Origin of the sequence: Soonwooa sp., assembly GCF_032062245.1 — a bacterium.
Taxonomy (GTDB): Bacteria; Bacteroidota; Bacteroidia; order Flavobacteriales; family Weeksellaceae; genus Soonwooa.
In genome coordinates this window covers 44417-62136 of the sequence record NZ_DAMBQF010000002.1, presented here as the reverse complement: position 1 = coordinate 62136, position 17720 = coordinate 44417, and the positions used below count along the sequence as shown (strand labels likewise).

Sequence of the window (17720 nt, the reverse complement as noted above, 5' to 3'; positions counted from 1 at the left end):
AAATGAAAAAAGATGAATGCAGACAATTTGATCCAACAAAGTAAAGACAACACAGAAGAATTTTGGAAAGAACAAGCCCAAGCAATTAGCTGGTATATTTTTCCTAAAACGATAACATCACCAGACGAAAATAATTACAACCAATGGTTTGCAGATGGCGAACTCAACATGTGTTATTTGTGTATTGACAAGCACATTGAGGACGGTTTCGGTGACCAGATTGCCATTATCTACGACTCACCTGTAACCAACCAAAAGAAAACTTACACCTTCTCGGAAGCCAAAGAAGAGATTTCAAAACTTGCAGGTGGACTTCAATCTCTTGGTTTAAAACAAGGTGATACTGCGATTATTTATATGCCGATGATTCCGCAGACGATGTTCACGATGCTAGCTTGCGCAAGAATTGGCGTAATACACAATGTTGTTTTTGGAGGATTTGCACCACAAGAATTGGTTGTTAGGATCGATGATTGCAAACCAAAAGTTTTAATAACAGCAACTGCTGGTGTCGAAATCGCAAAGCGAATTCCGTATCTTCCTTTGGTTGAAAAAGCCATCGAACTTGCGCAAGATAAAGTTGATAACATCATTGTCTACAACAGAAATCTTGTCGAAAATAAAAACGAATATTTTGAAGGAACTGTCGATTATCAAGATTTAATTTCAAAATCGCAAGCTGCTGATTGCGTTTCGGTAAAATCCACGCATCCTTTGTATTTGCTTTATACCTCGGGCACCACTGGAAAACCCAAAGGTATCGTGCGTGATACAGGCGGATATGCGACGGCACTCAAATTTTCGATGAAATATATTTATGGAATCGACGCAGGTGAAACGTTTTGGGCTGCTTCGGATTTTGGTTGGGCAGTTGGTCATAGTTATAGCGTTTATGCACCTTTAATCAACCGAAATGCTACAGTAATCTTTGAAGGGAAACCTGTCATGACGCCAGATGCTGGAACATTTTGGCGCGTGATTCAAGATTACAAAGTTTCGATCATGTTTACAGCGCCGACTGCGATTAGAGCTATTAAAAAAGAAGACCCGAACGGCGAATTGGTAAAAAAATATGATTTATCAAGTTTAAAAAAACAGTTCCTCGCTGGCGAACGTTGCGACGTCGCGACTTTAGATTGGTTTGACCAACATATCGGCGTGTCAGCCATCGACCATTGGTGGCAAACAGAATCTGGATCTCCAATGTTAGGATTAATGACAGGTTTTGACGATTACAAAATTAAAAGAGCCTCGGCAGGAAAGCCAATTCCGGGTTATGACATCAGAATTTTTGATGAAAATGGTTACGAACTCGATGCCCACCATGAAGGTTATTTAGCGATAAAACTTCCGCTTCCTCCAGGTGCTTTGCTTGGCGTATGGAAGGATTATGAAAGATTCGAAAATAGCTATTTATCGCAGTTTGATGGTTATTATTTCTCTGGCGATGGTGCCATTGTGGACGAAGATGGCTACGTCTTTATTACTGGACGTGTAGACGACGTTATTAACGTTGCTGGACATCGATTGTCAACTTCCGAAATGGAAGAAGTCGTGTCGTCGCATCCTGATGTTGCAGAATGTGCGGTTGTTGGTATTGATGACGATCTGAAAGGTCAAATTCCTTTTGCTTCGGTTGTTATTAAAAATGGTTCCGAAATATCTGACGAGCAAGTTGAAAAAGAAGTTATCCAAAAAGTCCGTGAAAAAATTGGCGCCGTTGCAAGTCTTAAAAATGTGATGGTTGTTAAAAGATTACCCAAAACCCGCTCTGGAAAAACCCTTAGAAAATTAATTCGTACTATATTAGACGGTAAAGAATTCCAGATTCCATCGACGATTGACGACGAAACAATTATTGATGAACTTATCGAAAAAATTAAAATTTATAAAAAATAAAATCCTCATTGTATATGAATAATTATCAAATAAAAAACCTTCCCGAGTATTTTAAACAATACAAAAAGTCCATCAAGAATCCAAAAAAATTCTGGGACAAAATCGCTGACGAAAATTTCGTTTGGTACCAACGTTGGAGCAAAGTTGTAGAATTTGACATGGAAGAAGCCAATATTAAATGGTTTAAAAATGCAAAACTCAACATCACCAAAAATTGTCTCGATCGTCACCTAGAATCTCGTGGCGAAAAAACAGCCATCATTTGGGAACCAAACGACCCTAAGGAAGAAGCGCAGCACATTAGCTATCGCGACTTACACGAACGCGTTTGCAAAATGGCAAATGTGCTTGAAGAAATGGGTGTACAACGTGGCGATCGCGTTTGCATCTATCTTCCTATGATTCCAGAATTGGCGGTTGCGATGTTGGCTTGTGCTAAAATGGGCGCTGTACATTCGGTGATTTTTGCAGGATTTTCTGCATCAGCAATTGCATCACGAGCTAACGATTGTGGCGCAAAAGTCATTATTTGTTCTGACGGAAGCTATCGTGGTAATAAAGCTTTAGACCTAAAATCAATTGTTGACGAGGCATTAAATTCTTGCGAAACTGTAGAAAAAGTGATGGTCGTAAAACGTACCAACGGGGCAGTTAATATGAAAGAAGGTCGTGACTTTTGGATGGACGACTATTTATCAAAAGCATCATCCGATTACGTTACAAAAATCATGGATGCCGAAGATCCTTTATTTATTCTTTATACATCAGGTTCTACAGGGAAACCAAAAGGCATGTTGCATACTTGCGCAGGTTATATGGTTTATTCTGGCTACACTTTTAAAAATGTTTTTGATTATCAAGAAAATGATATCTACTGGTGTACGGCGGACATTGGCTGGATTACTGGACATTCCTACCTTTTGTATGGTCCATTAATTAACGGTGCGACAACGGTTATTTTTGAAGGTGTACCAACTTATCCAGAACCTGACCGTTTTTGGGAGGTTATTGACAAACACAAAGTGACGCAATTCTATACGGCGCCAACTGCTATTCGCTCTTTAGCAAAAGAAAGTGTAGAATGGGTGGACAAACATGATTTATCGAGTTTAAAAGTTATCGGGTCGGTTGGAGAACCTATTAACGATGAAGCTTGGCATTGGTTTAACGATCATGTTGGACAGAAAAAATGTCCAATTGTTGACACTTGGTGGCAAACAGAAACAGGCGGAATTTTAATTTCTCCGCTTCCTTTTGTAACACCAACCAAACCAACTTATGCAACGCTTCCACTTCCTGGCGTACAACCAGTTTTAATGGATGACAAGCGAAACGAAATTACAGGAAATCAAGTTACAGGAAATCTCTGCATTCGTTTCCCGTGGCCAGGCATTGCAAGAAGTATTTGGGGCGATCATCAACGTTATAAGGAAACCTACTTCACGGCTTTCCCAGGAAAATATTTTACTGGTGATGGTGCTTTGCGCGACGAAGTTGGCTATTACAGAATTACAGGTCGTGTGGACGATGTTATTATCGTTTCGGGACACAATCTTGGGACGGCTCCTATTGAGGATAGCATCAACCAACATCCTGCAGTTGCCGAATCTGCGATTGTTGGTTATCCGCATGACATCAAAGGAAATGCACTTTATGGTTATGTAATTTTGAAAGAATCTGGAGAAGGCAGAGACCGCGAAAATCTTAAAAAAGAAATCAACCAGTTAATTTCTGACCAAATTGGACCAATCGCAAAATTGGACAAAATACAATTTGTATCTGCGCTTCCAAAAACACGATCTGGAAAAATTATGCGTCGTATTTTAAGAAAAATTGCGGAAGGTGATTTCAGCAATTTCGGGGATACATCGACATTATTAAATCCTGAAATCGTGGAAGAAATTAAGAACGAAAAAATTTAACACTCTTTAAGTTTGTAGTTGTTCGGTTTTTGATAATCTAAAAATATAACACCAATAAAAATTCAAATTATGGCAAGTATTATCATAGGATTATTTAATAATCATAGCAACTACAAAACGCTAGAAAGCGATTTAGAAAATGCAGGCATCGACGGATCACAGTACATCGTATACCTCAATAACAGTAGCGACGAGCATTTTTTGGCGAGTGTACAAATTAGAGATGACGCACATGCATATTCGGTTTCTGAAATTTTTAATAAAAATGATGTTAATAAAACCTATCTGTTTAACAATATGACGATTCAGGAAGCTAGCAATTATGAGGATCTCAAAAAAAGAATTGAGGTTCTTGCAGCAGCACAAATTCCAAATACGCCAGATATTAACATCAAAGAAACTGACAGCGGTATCGATTCGCAAGTCAAATTTTAAAACCAATAAAAAAGTCCAAAGCGAATAACTTTGGACTTTTATTTTTACTAAACTAAAAAAATTAACCTCTTAGTTCTGCATTATATTCTTTTTGGAAGGATTTAATCAATGAATTCATCACTTCCGAAATATCTTTATCTTCCAACGTTTTTTCTTCATTTAAAAGTTCAAAACTTATAGCGTAAGATTTCTTACCTTCTGGTAGATTTTTACCTTCGTAAACGTCAAACAGGTTGATTTCTTTTAAGAAAGGTGATTTGTTCTTTTTCGCCAATTCGTACAATTCTGCATAAGTCACAGACTTGTCAACCAACATTGCTAAATCTCTTCTAATCTTGTTAAACTTCGGAATATCAACAAACTTAAAGTTCCCTGTATTTCGTAAAGATTGACAATTTTCTAATTCGATTTCTGCGTAGAAAGCATCTTGATCCATGTCCGCATCTTTAAGTAAAGCTGGCGCCACTTTTCCTAATCTTACTAAAGTTTTATCACCAGAAACAATTTCTAAAGCATCAGAAAAACGTGCATCTTCCAAAGCTCTTTCTGTTGTTTCGATGTTTAATTTATCAAGAAGAATTTTAACATAAGCTTTCAACATAAAGAAATCTGTAGCACTTTTTGGTTGCAACCAGTTTTCTGAAACGTTTCTTCCCGATGTTAAAATCGCCAATTGTTTTCTCTCTTCATATTTTTCGAATTTGTGATAAATTTTCCCTAATTCAAAAAACTTAATATCTGGATTCTTACGATTAATATTATAAGCCGCATTTTGCAAAAGTCCTTCTAACAAAGATTTTCTCATTGTCGAAAGTTCATTACTTAGCGGATTAAGAAGTTTAACAGCGTTGGTTTCGTCTTTAACAGAAGTCAAAGAATTGTTCATCACTTCGTTAAAACCTTGGCTTTGCAAAGTTCTTGCCCAAGCGTTTTCTAAAGCGTCTTGATCATCCAAATGCAAACTCACCGTTGTGAAAGACGTTTTCTTCGGCGCTTCAATTTTGTTATAACCGTAGATACGTAAAATTTCTTCGATAACGTCAATTTCTCGCGTTACATCCGCACGATACGCAGGAACAGACAATTCTAGCCCATTTGCGATTTCGTTAAGAACTGTAATTTCTAAAGATTTTAAAATCTCTTTTATTTTTTCGCGGTGAATTTTAACACCTAAAATTTGATCAACTTTAGAGTAACGAAGTACCACATAGAAAGGTTCAATCTTCGTGGGATAAGATTCTAAAATTTCGCCAACCAATTTACCACCAGCAATTTCCTCCAACATTTTAACAGCTTTTGTCAAAACTGTTTTTGTATTATTAGGATCAACACCTCTCTCAAATCTGAAAGATGAGTCAGTATTAAGTCCGTGCGCTTTAGAAGCTTTTCTCACCGCAACCGGATTGAAGTAAGCACTTTCTAAAAATATCTTAGTCGTAGAATCCGAAACACCACTTTCTTCACCGCCAAAAACGCCAGCAATACACATTGGATTTTGGTTTCCGTCTTTAATCATGATTTCGGTGCCCTTTAATTTTCGCTCTACACCATCCAAAGTTTTGAAAACCGTTCCTTCTGGTGACGTCCCAACAATCACTTTGTGCCCAGCAATTTTATCAGCATCAAAAGCGTGCAAAGGCTGACCATAGCTGTGCAAAATATAATTGGTAATATCCACAACATTGTTAATCGGCGCAAGACCAATCGCTTTCAATCGATCTTTAAGCCAAGATGGCGACTCTTCAACTTTAAGTCCTTCAACAACAGCACCAAGATAACGTGGCGTCAATTCTGTATTTTCGATATCGATTTGGAAATCGTGAGAACCTTCTGAAGTCAAAGCTACAGTCGATAATTTCTCTAACTCTGACGGAAAAGCATTGGACGACAAATAAGCGTGCAAATCTCTTGCAACACCATAATGCGACATTCCATCGGTACGGTTTGGCGTTAAACCAACTTCGTAAACCTCATCATTAATTAACTCAAAATACTTTGCGAAATTCTCTCCTACTTTATATTTCGTTTCGTCTAAAACCATGATGCCACCGTGATCGTCTGACAAACCAAGTTCATCTTCTGCACAAATCATCCCTTCCGAAACTTCGCCACGGATTTTTGCTTTTTTAATTTCGAAAAAATTTCCAGTTTTATCATAGATTTTTGTTCCTACAACCGCAACAGGAACTATTTGTCCAGCAGCAACATTGGGCGCACCACAAACGATGTCAAGGATTTTTCCGTTACCTACATCAACTGTTGTTTTGCTTAACTTGTCCGCATTGGGATGTTTTTCACAAGTCAAAACTTTCCCTACAATGATGCCTTCGAGATTTCCTTTAACGCTTTCATACTTGTCGATAACTTCTATCTCCAGACCAATATCTGTAAGAAACTGACCGATTTTTTCCGTAGTCAAATTGGTTTTAATATAATCTTTAAGCCAATTATTTGAAATTTTCATTATTCTGAATTTGAATTTTTAGAAGGCTGATATTTTAAGATTTGATTTAATAAAAACTCAAAAACGCTTCTGTAATAAAATCTTATTTTAAACAAAATTTGAGACCTGAATTTTTCAAATCTCAAATTGTTATTTTCTGTTTTTTAAACTTTATAATCCGATAACCGGCATGGATAACATCAAGATGTTTTCGTTGTCTTCGAGTCCATCAATTGGCTCGATGATACCTGGACGATTCGGCTGAGACATTTTGAAAGTGATATCGTCAGCACCCAAAACAGATAACATTTCTGTTAAAAACTTAGAACTGAAACCTATATTAATATCTTCTCCGTTATAATCGCAAGGGATTTGCATATCCGCTTTGTTCGCAAATTCTGTATCCTCTGCATGCAAGTGAAGAACGTTGCCCGAAAGCTTGAATCTCACTTGGTTTGTAGATTTGTTCGACATAATCGATGCTCTACGGATAGAACTTAACAACAAGTTTCTGTTAATCGTCAAGACATTTGGATTTTCTTTCGGAATAACCGCGTTGTAGTTAGGATATTTCCCGTCAATCAAACGACAGATCCAAATATTATTACCAAACGTGAACTTCGCCATGTTTTCGTTAAACTCAATAACAACTTCATCAACAGAATTGTTCAAGATGTTTTTGAAAATCGCCAACGGTTTTTTCGGCATGATGAATTCCATTGGTTCTGCATTTGCAAGATCTGTTCGCTTGTAAACCACCAATCTATGAGAATCCGTTGACACGAAGTTGGTTTCGTTTTCTGCAAATTGGAACAAAACGCCCGTCATAACTGGACGAAGTGAGTCGTTACTTGTCGCAAACAACGTATTGCTCAACGCATCTGCCAAAACGCCACCTGGCATAACCACTTTTTGAGAAGCGTCAAACTCTGGCAATTCTGGATAATCTTCTGCATTGTCAAGTGCAACAGAGAAGTTATCTTTCTCATCCAAAATTTCTAAAACGCTACCGTTACCTTCTGGTGCATCCTTAACGACTAATGTCAATGGTTGTTCGCCATAAGTCTTTAAGAAATCTTGGAAGATTTTGGCAGGAACCGCCATTTTTCCAGCATCGTCAGACATTACCTCGATAGAAGTTATCAAAGTTGTTTCTCCGTCGGAAGCTGTAATTCTTAAATTATTTTGATCTAATTCAAAAAGGTAATTTTCCAAAATTGGTCTGGATTGCGAACCAGAAATCACACCACTAACTGTCTGTAAGGCTTTTTGCAATTCGCCACTGGCAACAATAAATCTCATAAAAGCTAATTATTTCGATTCACAAAGATAAAAAATTATGGCAAATTGGCGGTCTGATTTGTAATTAATTACCAAGAGTGAGTTTAAAATTTTATCGAAACATAAAATTAACAAGTCACAAAAGCATCTTTGCTAAATTTTCAATGCCCTTTTGCGCCTATTTTTGATTTTCTATTTTTGATTTAGCCCGCTAAATCTTTACACACGAAACAAAAAATCCATCCAAAATTGACAATAAAAATTTTAGCAATAAAATTTAAACAAACTCTACAATTTTAGGATTTATCTATATTTGTGAAGAATTTTAAGATTTAACAAAAAATAAAATTTTTCTCATGAAAAAACCACCTCTACATAAGAGCTTCTGTTACACTTTTAAAGGTCTCTTTTGGTTGTTAAAAAACGAGAGAAATTTCCAAATCCATTGTTTGGGACTTCTTGTTAACCTCATCTTGATTTTCTATTTCAAACTTCAGACTTGGGAAATTATCGCTGTTCTTAGCGTCACTTTTGGTGTTATGATTGCTGAAGCGCTTAACACTTGTATTGAGCAAATTTGTGATTTTATCGAACCTAATTTTGACAAACGAATTGGAGTTATAAAAGATATTGCTGGCGCAGCCGTTTTAATCGCTTCTATCCTAGCCGTCGTTGTTGGTATTTTGGTGTACGGGAAATATTTATTTTAGTTGTTGCTTTATGGCAAAGTTAATTCCTAATTCCTAATTCCTAATTCCTAATTCCTAACTTCTAATTTTATTTTTCCCTAGATTTTAAAACATTTTCAACATCGTCAAGTTGAAAACCTTTAGCTTTTAAAAGAATTAAATAATGATACATCAAATCTGCGGCTTCATTTAAAAAAAAATCATCGTTGCTATCTTTTGCTTCTATCACCAATTCCACAGCTTCTTCACCAACTTTTTGCGCAACTTTATTGATTCCTTTTTTAAACAATTTATTCGTATAAGATTCCTGGTTATCAAAGTCGATTCGGTCATTGATAGTTTGTTCCAATTCATAAATAAAATCATGATTCGAAGCTTCCTTAAAACTAGTCACAGATGCCGTATGACACGTCGGTCCAAAAGGTTTTGCTTTTATTAAAATCGTGTCGTTATCACAATCCAAAACCAGCGATTTTACTTCTAAAAAATTACCTGACTCCTCTCCTTTTGTCCACAATCTATTTTTGGATCGCGAAAAAAATATCACTTTTCCAAGTTCTTGAGTTTTATTAACAGCATCCTCGTTCATATAACCCAACATCCAAACCTGATTATTAAGATAATTCTGAATAATCACCGGAACTAAGCCATCACTAGTTTTATTAAAATCAATGTTCATCGTATTGCTATATTTTGGTGTTTCAAAGAATTTTTAAGTTTAGGGATCGGAATTTCACCAATGTAAAAAAACACTTGCAGCCAATCCGCCACTTGTTTTTGTCTTGTTAAAAACTTCCGCGAAATCTTCCATTTTCCCTGCGCCACCAGAAGCAATAACAGGAATGTTAAGACTTTCGGAAACCCGATTTGTAATATCAATTCGGAAACCCGCTTTTGTCCCGTCACCATCCTCGAGGTTAACAGAATTTCGCTAGCACCACTTTTTTCTACTTCCTTTACCCAATCCAAAGTTCCCCAATCGGTTTCCTCTTTCCCACCACTCACAAAGACTTTTTGTGTTACGTTGACATTGCGTGTATCTACCGCAACAACGATACATTGCGAACCAAACTGCGCCGATAAATCAGTAATCAATTGCGGATTTTTTACCGCCGAAGAATTTACCGAAACTTTATCAGCACCTGCATTAATAACCGTCGAAGAATCTTCCACAGAATTAATCCCGCCACCGACAGTAAACGGAATATTAATCGCAGCTGGAATTTTTTTTACCATTTCGGCAAGAGTTTTTCGCTTTTCTAAAGTTGTCGAAATATCCAAAAACATCAATTCATCAGCGCCTTCATCAACATACTTTATCGCCAATTCTACAGGATCGCCAGCATCGCGCAAGCCAACAAAATTGACACCTTTCACCGTTCTCCCATCTTTGATATCAAGACACGGAATGATTCTTTTCTTTAACACATTTTTTGTATTTACAATTATTTGTTTTTAGATCTACGATTTGGAAATTCAGATTTACGATGTTGGATTTTTGATTTACAATTTAATCTCAAATCGCTAAATCTTTAATCGTAAATTAAAAATCGTAAATCATTTATTTTTTTTATTTCTTAAGGTTTTTATTGAACTAACAACAATTGACAAAATTTCATTAAGCTTAAGTTTCAAACCTTTAATCTTACTTGACTGAAATAAGTTAGATTCCTCTAAAATCTCCAACCAAAAAATAGTTTCGTCAGTTTCCTCTTCAACAATTTTTAGTTTATTAATAAAATCAGCTGTTGATTTTGCTCGACAAGCTGCACGATAATTCGCTCCTACAGAAGTCGCACATTTAACAAGTTAATAGCAATTGCCCTTATAGCAATAGAGTGTGGAAATTCATCAATCAAAAGAATCACATCAACCCCAACTTGTTTTGTTCGTTTTTTAATTAATTCTTGCATGTGTCAAATATTTACGATTTTAGATTCATTAATTTACGAATAATTCAATTGCGATCTTGATTTTAAATTGAATTTACAATTCGTAAATCGCTAAATCATCAATCGTAAATCAAAATTCTTACTTTAAAATTTGTATCAATTTTTGATTTTCTTCGGCAGTTCCAACATTTATCCTTAAAGCATTCGGAATTGTGGGAAAACGTTTGCTACACAATATTTTCGCTTGAATTAAATTGTCGTAAAAAGCTTCTCAGTTTTCGACTTCAACCAAGAAAAAATTAGCATCTGAATCGTAAACTTTTTTAATACTTGAAGAATTTTCAAAAGCTTGCTTCAAAATACTTTTCTGAACCAAAACTTCTTGTAAACGACTTTTGGATTCATCGACTTTTTCCAGTTCTTGAAGTGCCATATTCATGATGACTTCACTGATATTATAAGGCGCTTTTGTTTTGTTAATTAAAGAAATAATAAACTCCGAAGACAACGCCATCCCAATTCGTAAACCTGCTAAAGCACGAGCTTTTGAAAGGGATTGTAAAACAATTAGGTTTTCAAATTCATTTAACTTTTCTAAAATCGATGTTTGATTTGAAAACTCAATGTAAGCTTCATCAACAACGACAATTCCATCAAAGTTTTTAATATAAAATTCTAAATCGTCAATTGAATTTCCTGTTTGATTGTTGGGCGAACACAAGAACAAAACTTTCGCACTTGACTCTTTAGCTTTATTTAAATATTCTTCTTTTTGCAATTGAAAATTAGTATCTAAATCAAGTGTGACAATCTTGTTTTCATTAATTGTTGCATAGAAACTATACATCGCAAAAGATGGATTCATCACAACAATTGCATCCTTTTTTGGATCACAAAAAATTTTAATAATAAGGTCAATCATCTCATCACTTCCATTTCCTAGAGCAATTTGTGAACTTGGTACATTTTTAATCTCGGAAAGTTTTTGCTTTAATTTTTTCTGAGTCGAATCTGGATAACGATTAAAAGTCCCAAACGGATTTTCGTTAGCATCCAAAAGCGTGTAATCGCCGTCTGACAAAGTATCTCTAAAACTAATATAAGGTTGAAGCGCAAGAATATTTGGTCGAACAAATTTTTGTATCGGATTTTCCACTTTTTAAGATTTATTTGTTTTGATTGATTTGATTTAATCGATGTGTCACAGCATTTTTATGCGCAAAAAGTCCTTCTGCTTCTGCCATGATTTGGATGGTTTTTCCAAGGTTCTGAATACCTTGTTTTGTAATATTTTGAAAAGTAATTTTCTTTAAAAAAGAATCTAAAGAAACGCCAGAATAACTTCTAGCAAATGAATTGGTTGGCAAAGTATGATTCATTCCAGAAGCATAATCGCCAGCACTTTCGCAAGAATAATTTCCTAAAAAAAAACCGAACCTGTATTAACAATTTTAGAACTCCAATTCTCTGGATTTTCTACAGCTAAAATCAAATGCTTTGGCGCATAAAGATTGGAGATTTCAAAAGCTTCGGATAAATTTTCGACCAAAATAAATTGACTATTTTCAACGGCTTTTTCTGCCAAATCTTTGCGAGTTAAATTCTGCATCTGCGATTTTAACTCGTTTAAAGTTTCTTCAAAAACCCGTTCGTTGTCAGAAATAAAAACAACTTGACTATCGGCGCCGTGTTCTGCTTGCGATAACAAATCTGCCGCACAAAAACTCAGGAATCGTTTGTTTATCAGCGATTACCAAAACTTCGCTCGGACCTGCAGGCATATCAATCGCAACACCAAATTCGGTCGCCATTTCTTTCGCAGCAGTTGCACACTGATTTCCGGGACCAAAAATTTTATAAACTTGAGGAATTGTTTCTGTCCCAAAAGTCATCGCAGCAATCGCTTGCGAACCAGAAATGACGTGAATATCAGCTTTAATGTTATTCTCGTCCAGAAAGCGAAGAAGCGTATTCGTATAAGAGGTTGCAATTTTTTTTGAATTAAAATAAGACAAATCATCTGTATCAATACCTTTGGGAACCGCCATTGATACACGACATTTCGAAAATCCTAGATGTTCGACAACGTCAATTTTCTTAGACGTTTGGATCAAAAGATTTTCGCCAACTATCGCGACATCTACGACGCCATCTTCGAGATATTGCGGAATATCGGAGTTGCGCAAATAGAAAATCTCCAATGGAAAATTGTCTACGAAAACCTTCAGTTGGTGTTTACCGTCATTGTAAAAAATGCTGCAGTCGCGCAAAAGCTTGATGGAATCTTCGTAAAGTCGTCCGCTTTTTTGAATGGCAATTTTTAGTTTACTCATTTTATTTTTGAATTAAAGCCTGAGTAAATCGCGGATTCTGCCGATTAAAAATAAAAAATCCCGTTCGATTTACTCAAACGGGATTTTGATATTTTTTGTCAACTACATATCATTATCAGCTTGCCTGAGTGCAAGTATGATGATAATAATGATGTAATTGATTGTTATACATTTCTGTTATTTTGATGAAACAAGTTTAGAAATAATTTTTAACCGAAAAAAAATATTTTTCTAAAAATTTCCAGTTTAAAAGATAATATTTCTGAAATTTAAAATTTCCTAATACAATTTATTGTTTGATAAATTTAGTTGTAGCTTCGCTAGTTTTAGTTTTAATCTTAATTAAATACAAACCAGATTTCCAAGCTTTAACATCGATCGGCATTGCAGAATTTGATTGATAAAATAAATTTCCGCTTCCATCGAAAATTGAAATTTGTTCTACATCTTTTATTCCTTTAATATTGATAAAGTCAGAACTTGGATTTGGATAAACTTGAATCATATTTTTATCAATTTCGGAAGTTGCCAGATTGTCAAGATTTTGGATTTTTACATTATCCACTTTGAAACCCGATTTATAGTTATCGAACTCAAAATCAAACTCTTTAATCGAGTTAATTTGAGAATTAAAAGTCGAAGTTGTAACCTTAACATTGTCAATATAATATTCAATCTTTTTCGTAGTAAAATCGATATTTACTTTTAGGTTATACCATTTTTTAGCTTGCCAAGTTTTGGTAACAATTGTCGTGTCATTGCCAACTTCTAAAGTCGCATCATAACTATAATAAAATCCTCCCAGACGCTCGTATTCATCAACATCCATACTGTATAGCGACAACATATCGCAATCAGCAGAATTGAGATTATCCAGATAAATATCTGCCGAAATTGACATTCTATTATAAGCCGGTGCGTCATGGAAAATGCCGCCCCAATTCTCTTCTTGGGTTTCATCTGCGATAACAGCAACCGAGTTTGCGCCGTCCGTTGCAATCGTATTAACAACTTGCGAATGAGTCTCATCAACGTAACCCCAATTGCTCCAAGCTTTTTGTCCATGGAAGTTTCCAAGGTTAAAGCCTTCCGAAGTTTCAAAAGAGATTTTGGTTTCTTGTGCAGAAATAGTATTGCTAAACAACAATATCGAAAGTGTAGAAATAAGTAATTTTTTATTCATATTAATAGTTAAAGGGCTGCAAAAATAAATAAAGTTTTCAAACAGACTCAAAAATTTTAATATTCTTACATAAGTCATATTTCTAATTATTAATAATAAATTAAAATGCTTAATTTTGTGCTTTCTTAAAAAATTATGGAAAGTATAAAAGTTCACGACAAATCTTTTGTCCCTTATCTAAAGCACGAAGAAATCTTAACAATCGTCGATAGAATGGCGAAAGAAGTCTATGAAGAATACAAAGACGAACGTCCAGTTTTCATCGGGGTTTTAAGCGGTGTTATTCAGTTTTTCTCTGATTTTATCAAAGCTTATCCTGGCGAGTGCGAACTTGGTTTTATCAAAATGAGTTCTTATGTTGGGACAGAATCTTCGGGGATTGTCTTCAAAGAGATGGAGCTAACAAAAGACATCAAAGACCGTCACATCATCTTGATGGAAGACATTGTGGATACTGGTAATACAATCGAAAATCTTTTCACTTATTTTAAAGAAACACAACGTCCAAAATCGATTAAAGTAGCATCTTTGTTACTAAAACCGGATGTTTACAAAAAGGAATTCAAGATCGATTATGTTGGGAAAGAAATCCCTAACAAATTTGTTTTAGGCTACGGATTGGATTATGATGAGTTGGGAAGAAACCTAAAAGACCTTTATCAATTAGAAGACGGAAGTATCAACCACTAAATTTCTATACGGTCTCGCATCGTATTCCAAATAAATCTAAATAAAAAATGATTAACTTAGTATTATTCGGCCCTCCGGGAAGCGGAAAAGGAACGCAAGCGCAACATTTGATTGAAAAATTTAATCTTAAACAAGTTTCGACTGGCGACCTTTTCAGATTCAATATCAAAAATGAAACAGAACTAGGAAAACTTGCAAAGTCTTACATCGACAAAGGCGAGTTAGTACCAGACCAAGTGACCATTGATATGTTGGTGGACGAACTAAGAAAACCGTCTGACGCTGCTGGGTACATTTTTGATGGTTTCCCAAGAACAGCAAAACAAACGGAAGCTTTAGAACAAATTGTAAAAAATGAACTAAATGCTGATATTACGATTTGTCTTGCTCTAGTTGTAGAAGACGAAACGCTTGTGCAACGTCTTTTGAAAAGAGGCGAAACAAGTGGAAGAACTGACGACAGCAACGAAGAAATTATCCGTAACCGCATCCAAGAATATTATGCGAAAACGGCAGAAGTTGCAGAACTATACAAACAACAAGGCAAATATGTAGAGGTTAATGGTATTGGAGAAATATCAGAAATCGCAGAAAAACTTTTTGCTGAAGTTGAAAAAATTACAAAGTAATTTTTAAGTTATGAGTTATAAATTATGAGTTAGGTTTGTACTTATTTCTAAATTCATAACTCATAATTTATCATATATAATTAAAAAAGAAAACAAATGTCCAATTTTGTAGATTACGTTAAAATTCATTGTACATCAGGTCATGGCGGTGCTGGATCAGCGCATCTTCGTCGCGAAAAATACATTCCGAAAGGTGGTCCTGACGGTGGCGATGGTGGTCGTGGTGGCGATATCATCATGAGAGGTAACGGTCACGAATGGACGCTTCTTCCGCTTCGTTACACACGTCACGTGAAAGCTGGTCGTGGCGAAAACGGTGCTAAAAATCAGTTAACTGGTGCAGCTGGCGAAGATATCTACATCAACGTCCCAATCGGTACGATTGCAAAAAATGAAGAAGGTGAAATACTTGGCGAAATCCTAGAAGATGGCCAAGAAATCATCATCATGAAAGGTGGTAAAGGTGGACTTGGTAACGAACATTTCAAATCGTCTACCAACCAAACGCCTAGATACGCACAACCTGGACTTCCAGGCGAAGAAGGTTTTGTTGTTTTCGAACTAAAAATCCTTGCGGATGTTGGTCTTGTTGGTTTTCCAAATGCTGGCAAGTCGACGCTTTTAGCTTCAGTTTCTGCGGCTAAACCAAAAATCGCAAACTACGCTTTTACAACGCTTACACCTAACTTAGGAATTGTCGATTACAGAAATTACAAATCTTTTGTAATGGCAGATATCCCCGGTATTATCGAAGGTGCGGCGGAAGGAAAAGGTCTTGGTCACCGTTTTCTACGTCATATCGAGCGTAACTCTATCCTACTCTTTTTAATTCCTGCAGATTCTGAAAACCATTATAAGGAATTTGAAATTTTAGAAAATGAATTAAACGAATATAATCCAGAACTTTTACATAAAGATTATATTATTTCTGTTTCTAAAGGGGATTTGCTAGATAACGAATTAAAAGCTGAAATCTCAGCAGAGTTCCCAGAAGGGAAAAAACCACTTTTCTTCTCAGGTGTTACTGGAGAAGGATTGATGGAGCTGAAAGACGCTATCTGGAAAAAACTACACGGATAACAATCACATCGCAATTAATTATGAAAAAACTACTATCAATTCGTGCATTAGGATTTTTAGCGACCTCTCATGCACAAACTACTTTTGGCGTACAAGCTGGTTACAACTTATCAACCATAAAACTTCTTGACGAAAACATCGATAGCAAATCTTATTTCTATGTTGGTGGTATTGTAGAGCACAACATTAACGACAAATTTTCTGTACAAGGCGAACTTTTATACACAGAACTTGGCGGCAAATTTAGTTACGAGATCACAAGCTTGGTTGGAAACGAAATTGTAACTATGGGCACTCAAACAGCCAATGTACATTTACCACAATTACAAATTCCGATTTCAGCAAAGTATTATATAACTATGCCTTTTTCGGTTTCGGCTGGACTTAACTTCGGCATTAATCTTAATCCGAATGTTAAATATTCTTTCCAAGGAGAATCTTTTTACGACGGAAAAATTGACAACATTAGTACACTAAACGTTTTTCCTTTTTTAGGAACAGCATATCAATTCCCCAATAATTTATTTTTGGACGCGCGCTATAACTTCAACTTTTTCAGTATGAATAAAGAAGGCGGATCAACGAAGGCTAGCTTTTTCCAAGTTGGTTTAGGTTATCGATTTAAATAATTTTTTGGAACGAAAATTGAAACTCCTTTTCAAAATAAAAGTTATGAAATATCTACTAAGCCTTTTCGCATTCGTGGTTTTAATGTCTTGTCAGACCCAAAAAAGCACATCAAATTATTCTAAAATAGAATACGAAACGACACCTTGCTTTGGTTTTTGTTCTGTTTTTAAATTGACAATTAATCCTGACAGAACAGCCATTTTTGAAGCAGAACGTTTTAATTTTGGAGAAGGACATTCTAAAGATGATTTTTCAAAACCAAGAGAAGGCACTTTTAAAACAACTATTAAGGCTGAAGATTACGCAAAATTAGTGACAATGCTTGATCGTCTTAATGCAAAAAGCCTTAATGATAAGTACGGAAATTACAATATCACGGATTTGCCCACAAGTTTTCTTCGACTTAATTATAAAGATGGCTCATCAAAAAACATCGAAGATTATGGCAAAGATGGGACGAAAGAACTTGCCGAAGTTTATAAATTTATAGCAGATCTTCGAAAAAATCAAAATTGGAAAAAAGTAGAATAAGTCTTTATTTTATTTAACTTAACTTTGCACAATCAAATTCCTTCACCGTGAAGGAATTTCTTTTTTTTAAAATTAAATATTTT

General features: G+C 35.5%; 14 protein-coding genes and 3 pseudogenes. 9 read left to right on the top strand and 8 right to left on the bottom strand.

The features are described from left to right. Positions 1-12: 12 nt before the first annotated feature. The 3 genes from RT037_RS02060 to RT037_RS02050 all read left to right on the top strand — a co-directional run bounded on the left by RT037_RS02060 (position 13) and on the right by RT037_RS02050 (position 4256). Positions 13-1899 (top strand): AMP-binding protein, encoded by a 1887-nt coding sequence (locus tag RT037_RS02060; protein ID WP_312323253.1) that lies wholly within the window; start codon positions 13-15, stop codon positions 1897-1899. A gap of 14 nt (positions 1900-1913) precedes the next feature. Then, the gene (gene acs / locus RT037_RS02055) at positions 1914-3821 is read left to right on the top strand and encodes an acetate--CoA ligase (protein WP_313027801.1); all 1908 of its coding nucleotides are present in this window, start codon (positions 1914-1916) and stop codon (positions 3819-3821) included. A gap of 69 nt (positions 3822-3890) precedes the next feature. Next, positions 3891-4256 (top strand): hypothetical protein, encoded by a 366-nt coding sequence (locus RT037_RS02050; RefSeq protein WP_313027800.1) that lies wholly within the window; start codon positions 3891-3893, stop codon positions 4254-4256. Between the two features lie 61 nt (positions 4257-4317). On the opposite strand, the gene pheT is transcribed toward RT037_RS02050, so the two are convergent. Both pheT and dnaN read right to left on the bottom strand, forming a co-directional pair. Further along, positions 4318-6720 (bottom strand): phenylalanine--tRNA ligase subunit beta, encoded by a 2403-nt coding sequence (gene pheT, locus RT037_RS02045; protein ID WP_313027797.1) that lies wholly within the window; start codon positions 6718-6720, stop codon positions 4318-4320. A 150-nt stretch (positions 6721-6870) separates the two neighbouring features. Continuing rightward, positions 6871-8001: a DNA polymerase III subunit beta gene (dnaN, locus tag RT037_RS02040; RefSeq protein WP_079666257.1), complete on the bottom strand. Its 1131-nt coding sequence runs from the start codon at positions 7999-8001 to the stop codon at positions 6871-6873. Positions 8002-8336: 335 nt separating this feature from the next. On the opposite strand from dnaN, the gene RT037_RS02035 reads away from it, so the two are divergent. Further along, on the top strand, positions 8337-8690 hold the full coding sequence (locus RT037_RS02035; protein ID WP_313027796.1) for a diacylglycerol kinase family protein: 354 nt from the start codon (positions 8337-8339) through the stop codon (positions 8688-8690). A gap of 67 nt (positions 8691-8757) precedes the next feature. Here RT037_RS02035 and hisIE read toward each other — a convergent pair whose 3' ends face one another. From hisIE to RT037_RS02005, 6 genes and pseudogenes are all read right to left on the bottom strand, one after another. Next, a complete protein-coding gene (hisIE, locus tag RT037_RS02030) occupies positions 8758-9348 on the bottom strand; it encodes a bifunctional phosphoribosyl-AMP cyclohydrolase/phosphoribosyl-ATP diphosphatase HisIE (protein WP_313027794.1) in 591 nt (196 codons plus the stop codon). Continuing rightward, positions 9345-10097 (bottom strand): annotated as a pseudogene (hisF, locus tag RT037_RS02025) (imidazole glycerol phosphate synthase subunit HisF). The gene hisIE and the pseudogene hisF overlap by 4 nt, the downstream one beginning before the upstream one ends. 129 nt (positions 10098-10226) lie before the next feature. Beyond that, a pseudogene (locus RT037_RS02020) lies at positions 10227-10418 on the bottom strand (four helix bundle protein); the annotation flags it as partial. A gap of 414 nt (positions 10419-10832) precedes the next feature. Continuing rightward, positions 10833-11717: an aminotransferase class I/II-fold pyridoxal phosphate-dependent enzyme gene (locus RT037_RS02015; RefSeq protein WP_313027792.1), complete on the bottom strand. Its 885-nt coding sequence runs from the start codon at positions 11715-11717 to the stop codon at positions 10833-10835. Between the two features lie 10 nt (positions 11718-11727). Continuing rightward, positions 11728-12894, bottom strand: a pseudogene (gene hisD / locus RT037_RS02010) (histidinol dehydrogenase). 289 nt (positions 12895-13183) lie between these two features. Beyond that, the gene (locus RT037_RS02005; RefSeq protein WP_313027790.1) at positions 13184-14077 is read right to left on the bottom strand and encodes a T9SS type A sorting domain-containing protein; all 894 of its coding nucleotides are present in this window, start codon (positions 14075-14077) and stop codon (positions 13184-13186) included. A 135-nt stretch (positions 14078-14212) separates the two neighbouring features. On the opposite strand from RT037_RS02005, the gene RT037_RS02000 reads away from it, so the two are divergent. The 5 genes from RT037_RS02000 to RT037_RS01980 all read left to right on the top strand — a co-directional run bounded on the left by RT037_RS02000 (position 14213) and on the right by RT037_RS01980 (position 17637). Beyond that, the gene (locus tag RT037_RS02000) at positions 14213-14767 is read left to right on the top strand and encodes a phosphoribosyltransferase (protein WP_079666245.1); all 555 of its coding nucleotides are present in this window, start codon (positions 14213-14215) and stop codon (positions 14765-14767) included. A gap of 47 nt (positions 14768-14814) precedes the next feature. Next, positions 14815-15396: an adenylate kinase gene (locus RT037_RS01995; RefSeq protein WP_313027787.1), complete on the top strand. Its 582-nt coding sequence runs from the start codon at positions 14815-14817 to the stop codon at positions 15394-15396. A gap of 96 nt (positions 15397-15492) precedes the next feature. Continuing rightward, entirely contained in the window at positions 15493-16476 is a 984-nt protein-coding gene (gene obgE / locus RT037_RS01990) for a GTPase ObgE (protein WP_313027785.1), read from the top strand. A 20-nt stretch (positions 16477-16496) separates the two neighbouring features. Further along, entirely contained in the window at positions 16497-17105 is a 609-nt protein-coding gene (locus RT037_RS01985; protein WP_313027782.1) for a porin family protein, read from the top strand. Positions 17106-17148: 43 nt separating this feature from the next. Continuing rightward, positions 17149-17637, top strand: coding sequence for a DUF6438 domain-containing protein (locus RT037_RS01980; RefSeq protein WP_313027780.1), 489 nt, complete (start codon positions 17149-17151; stop codon positions 17635-17637). Positions 17638-17720 lie beyond the last annotated feature (83 nt).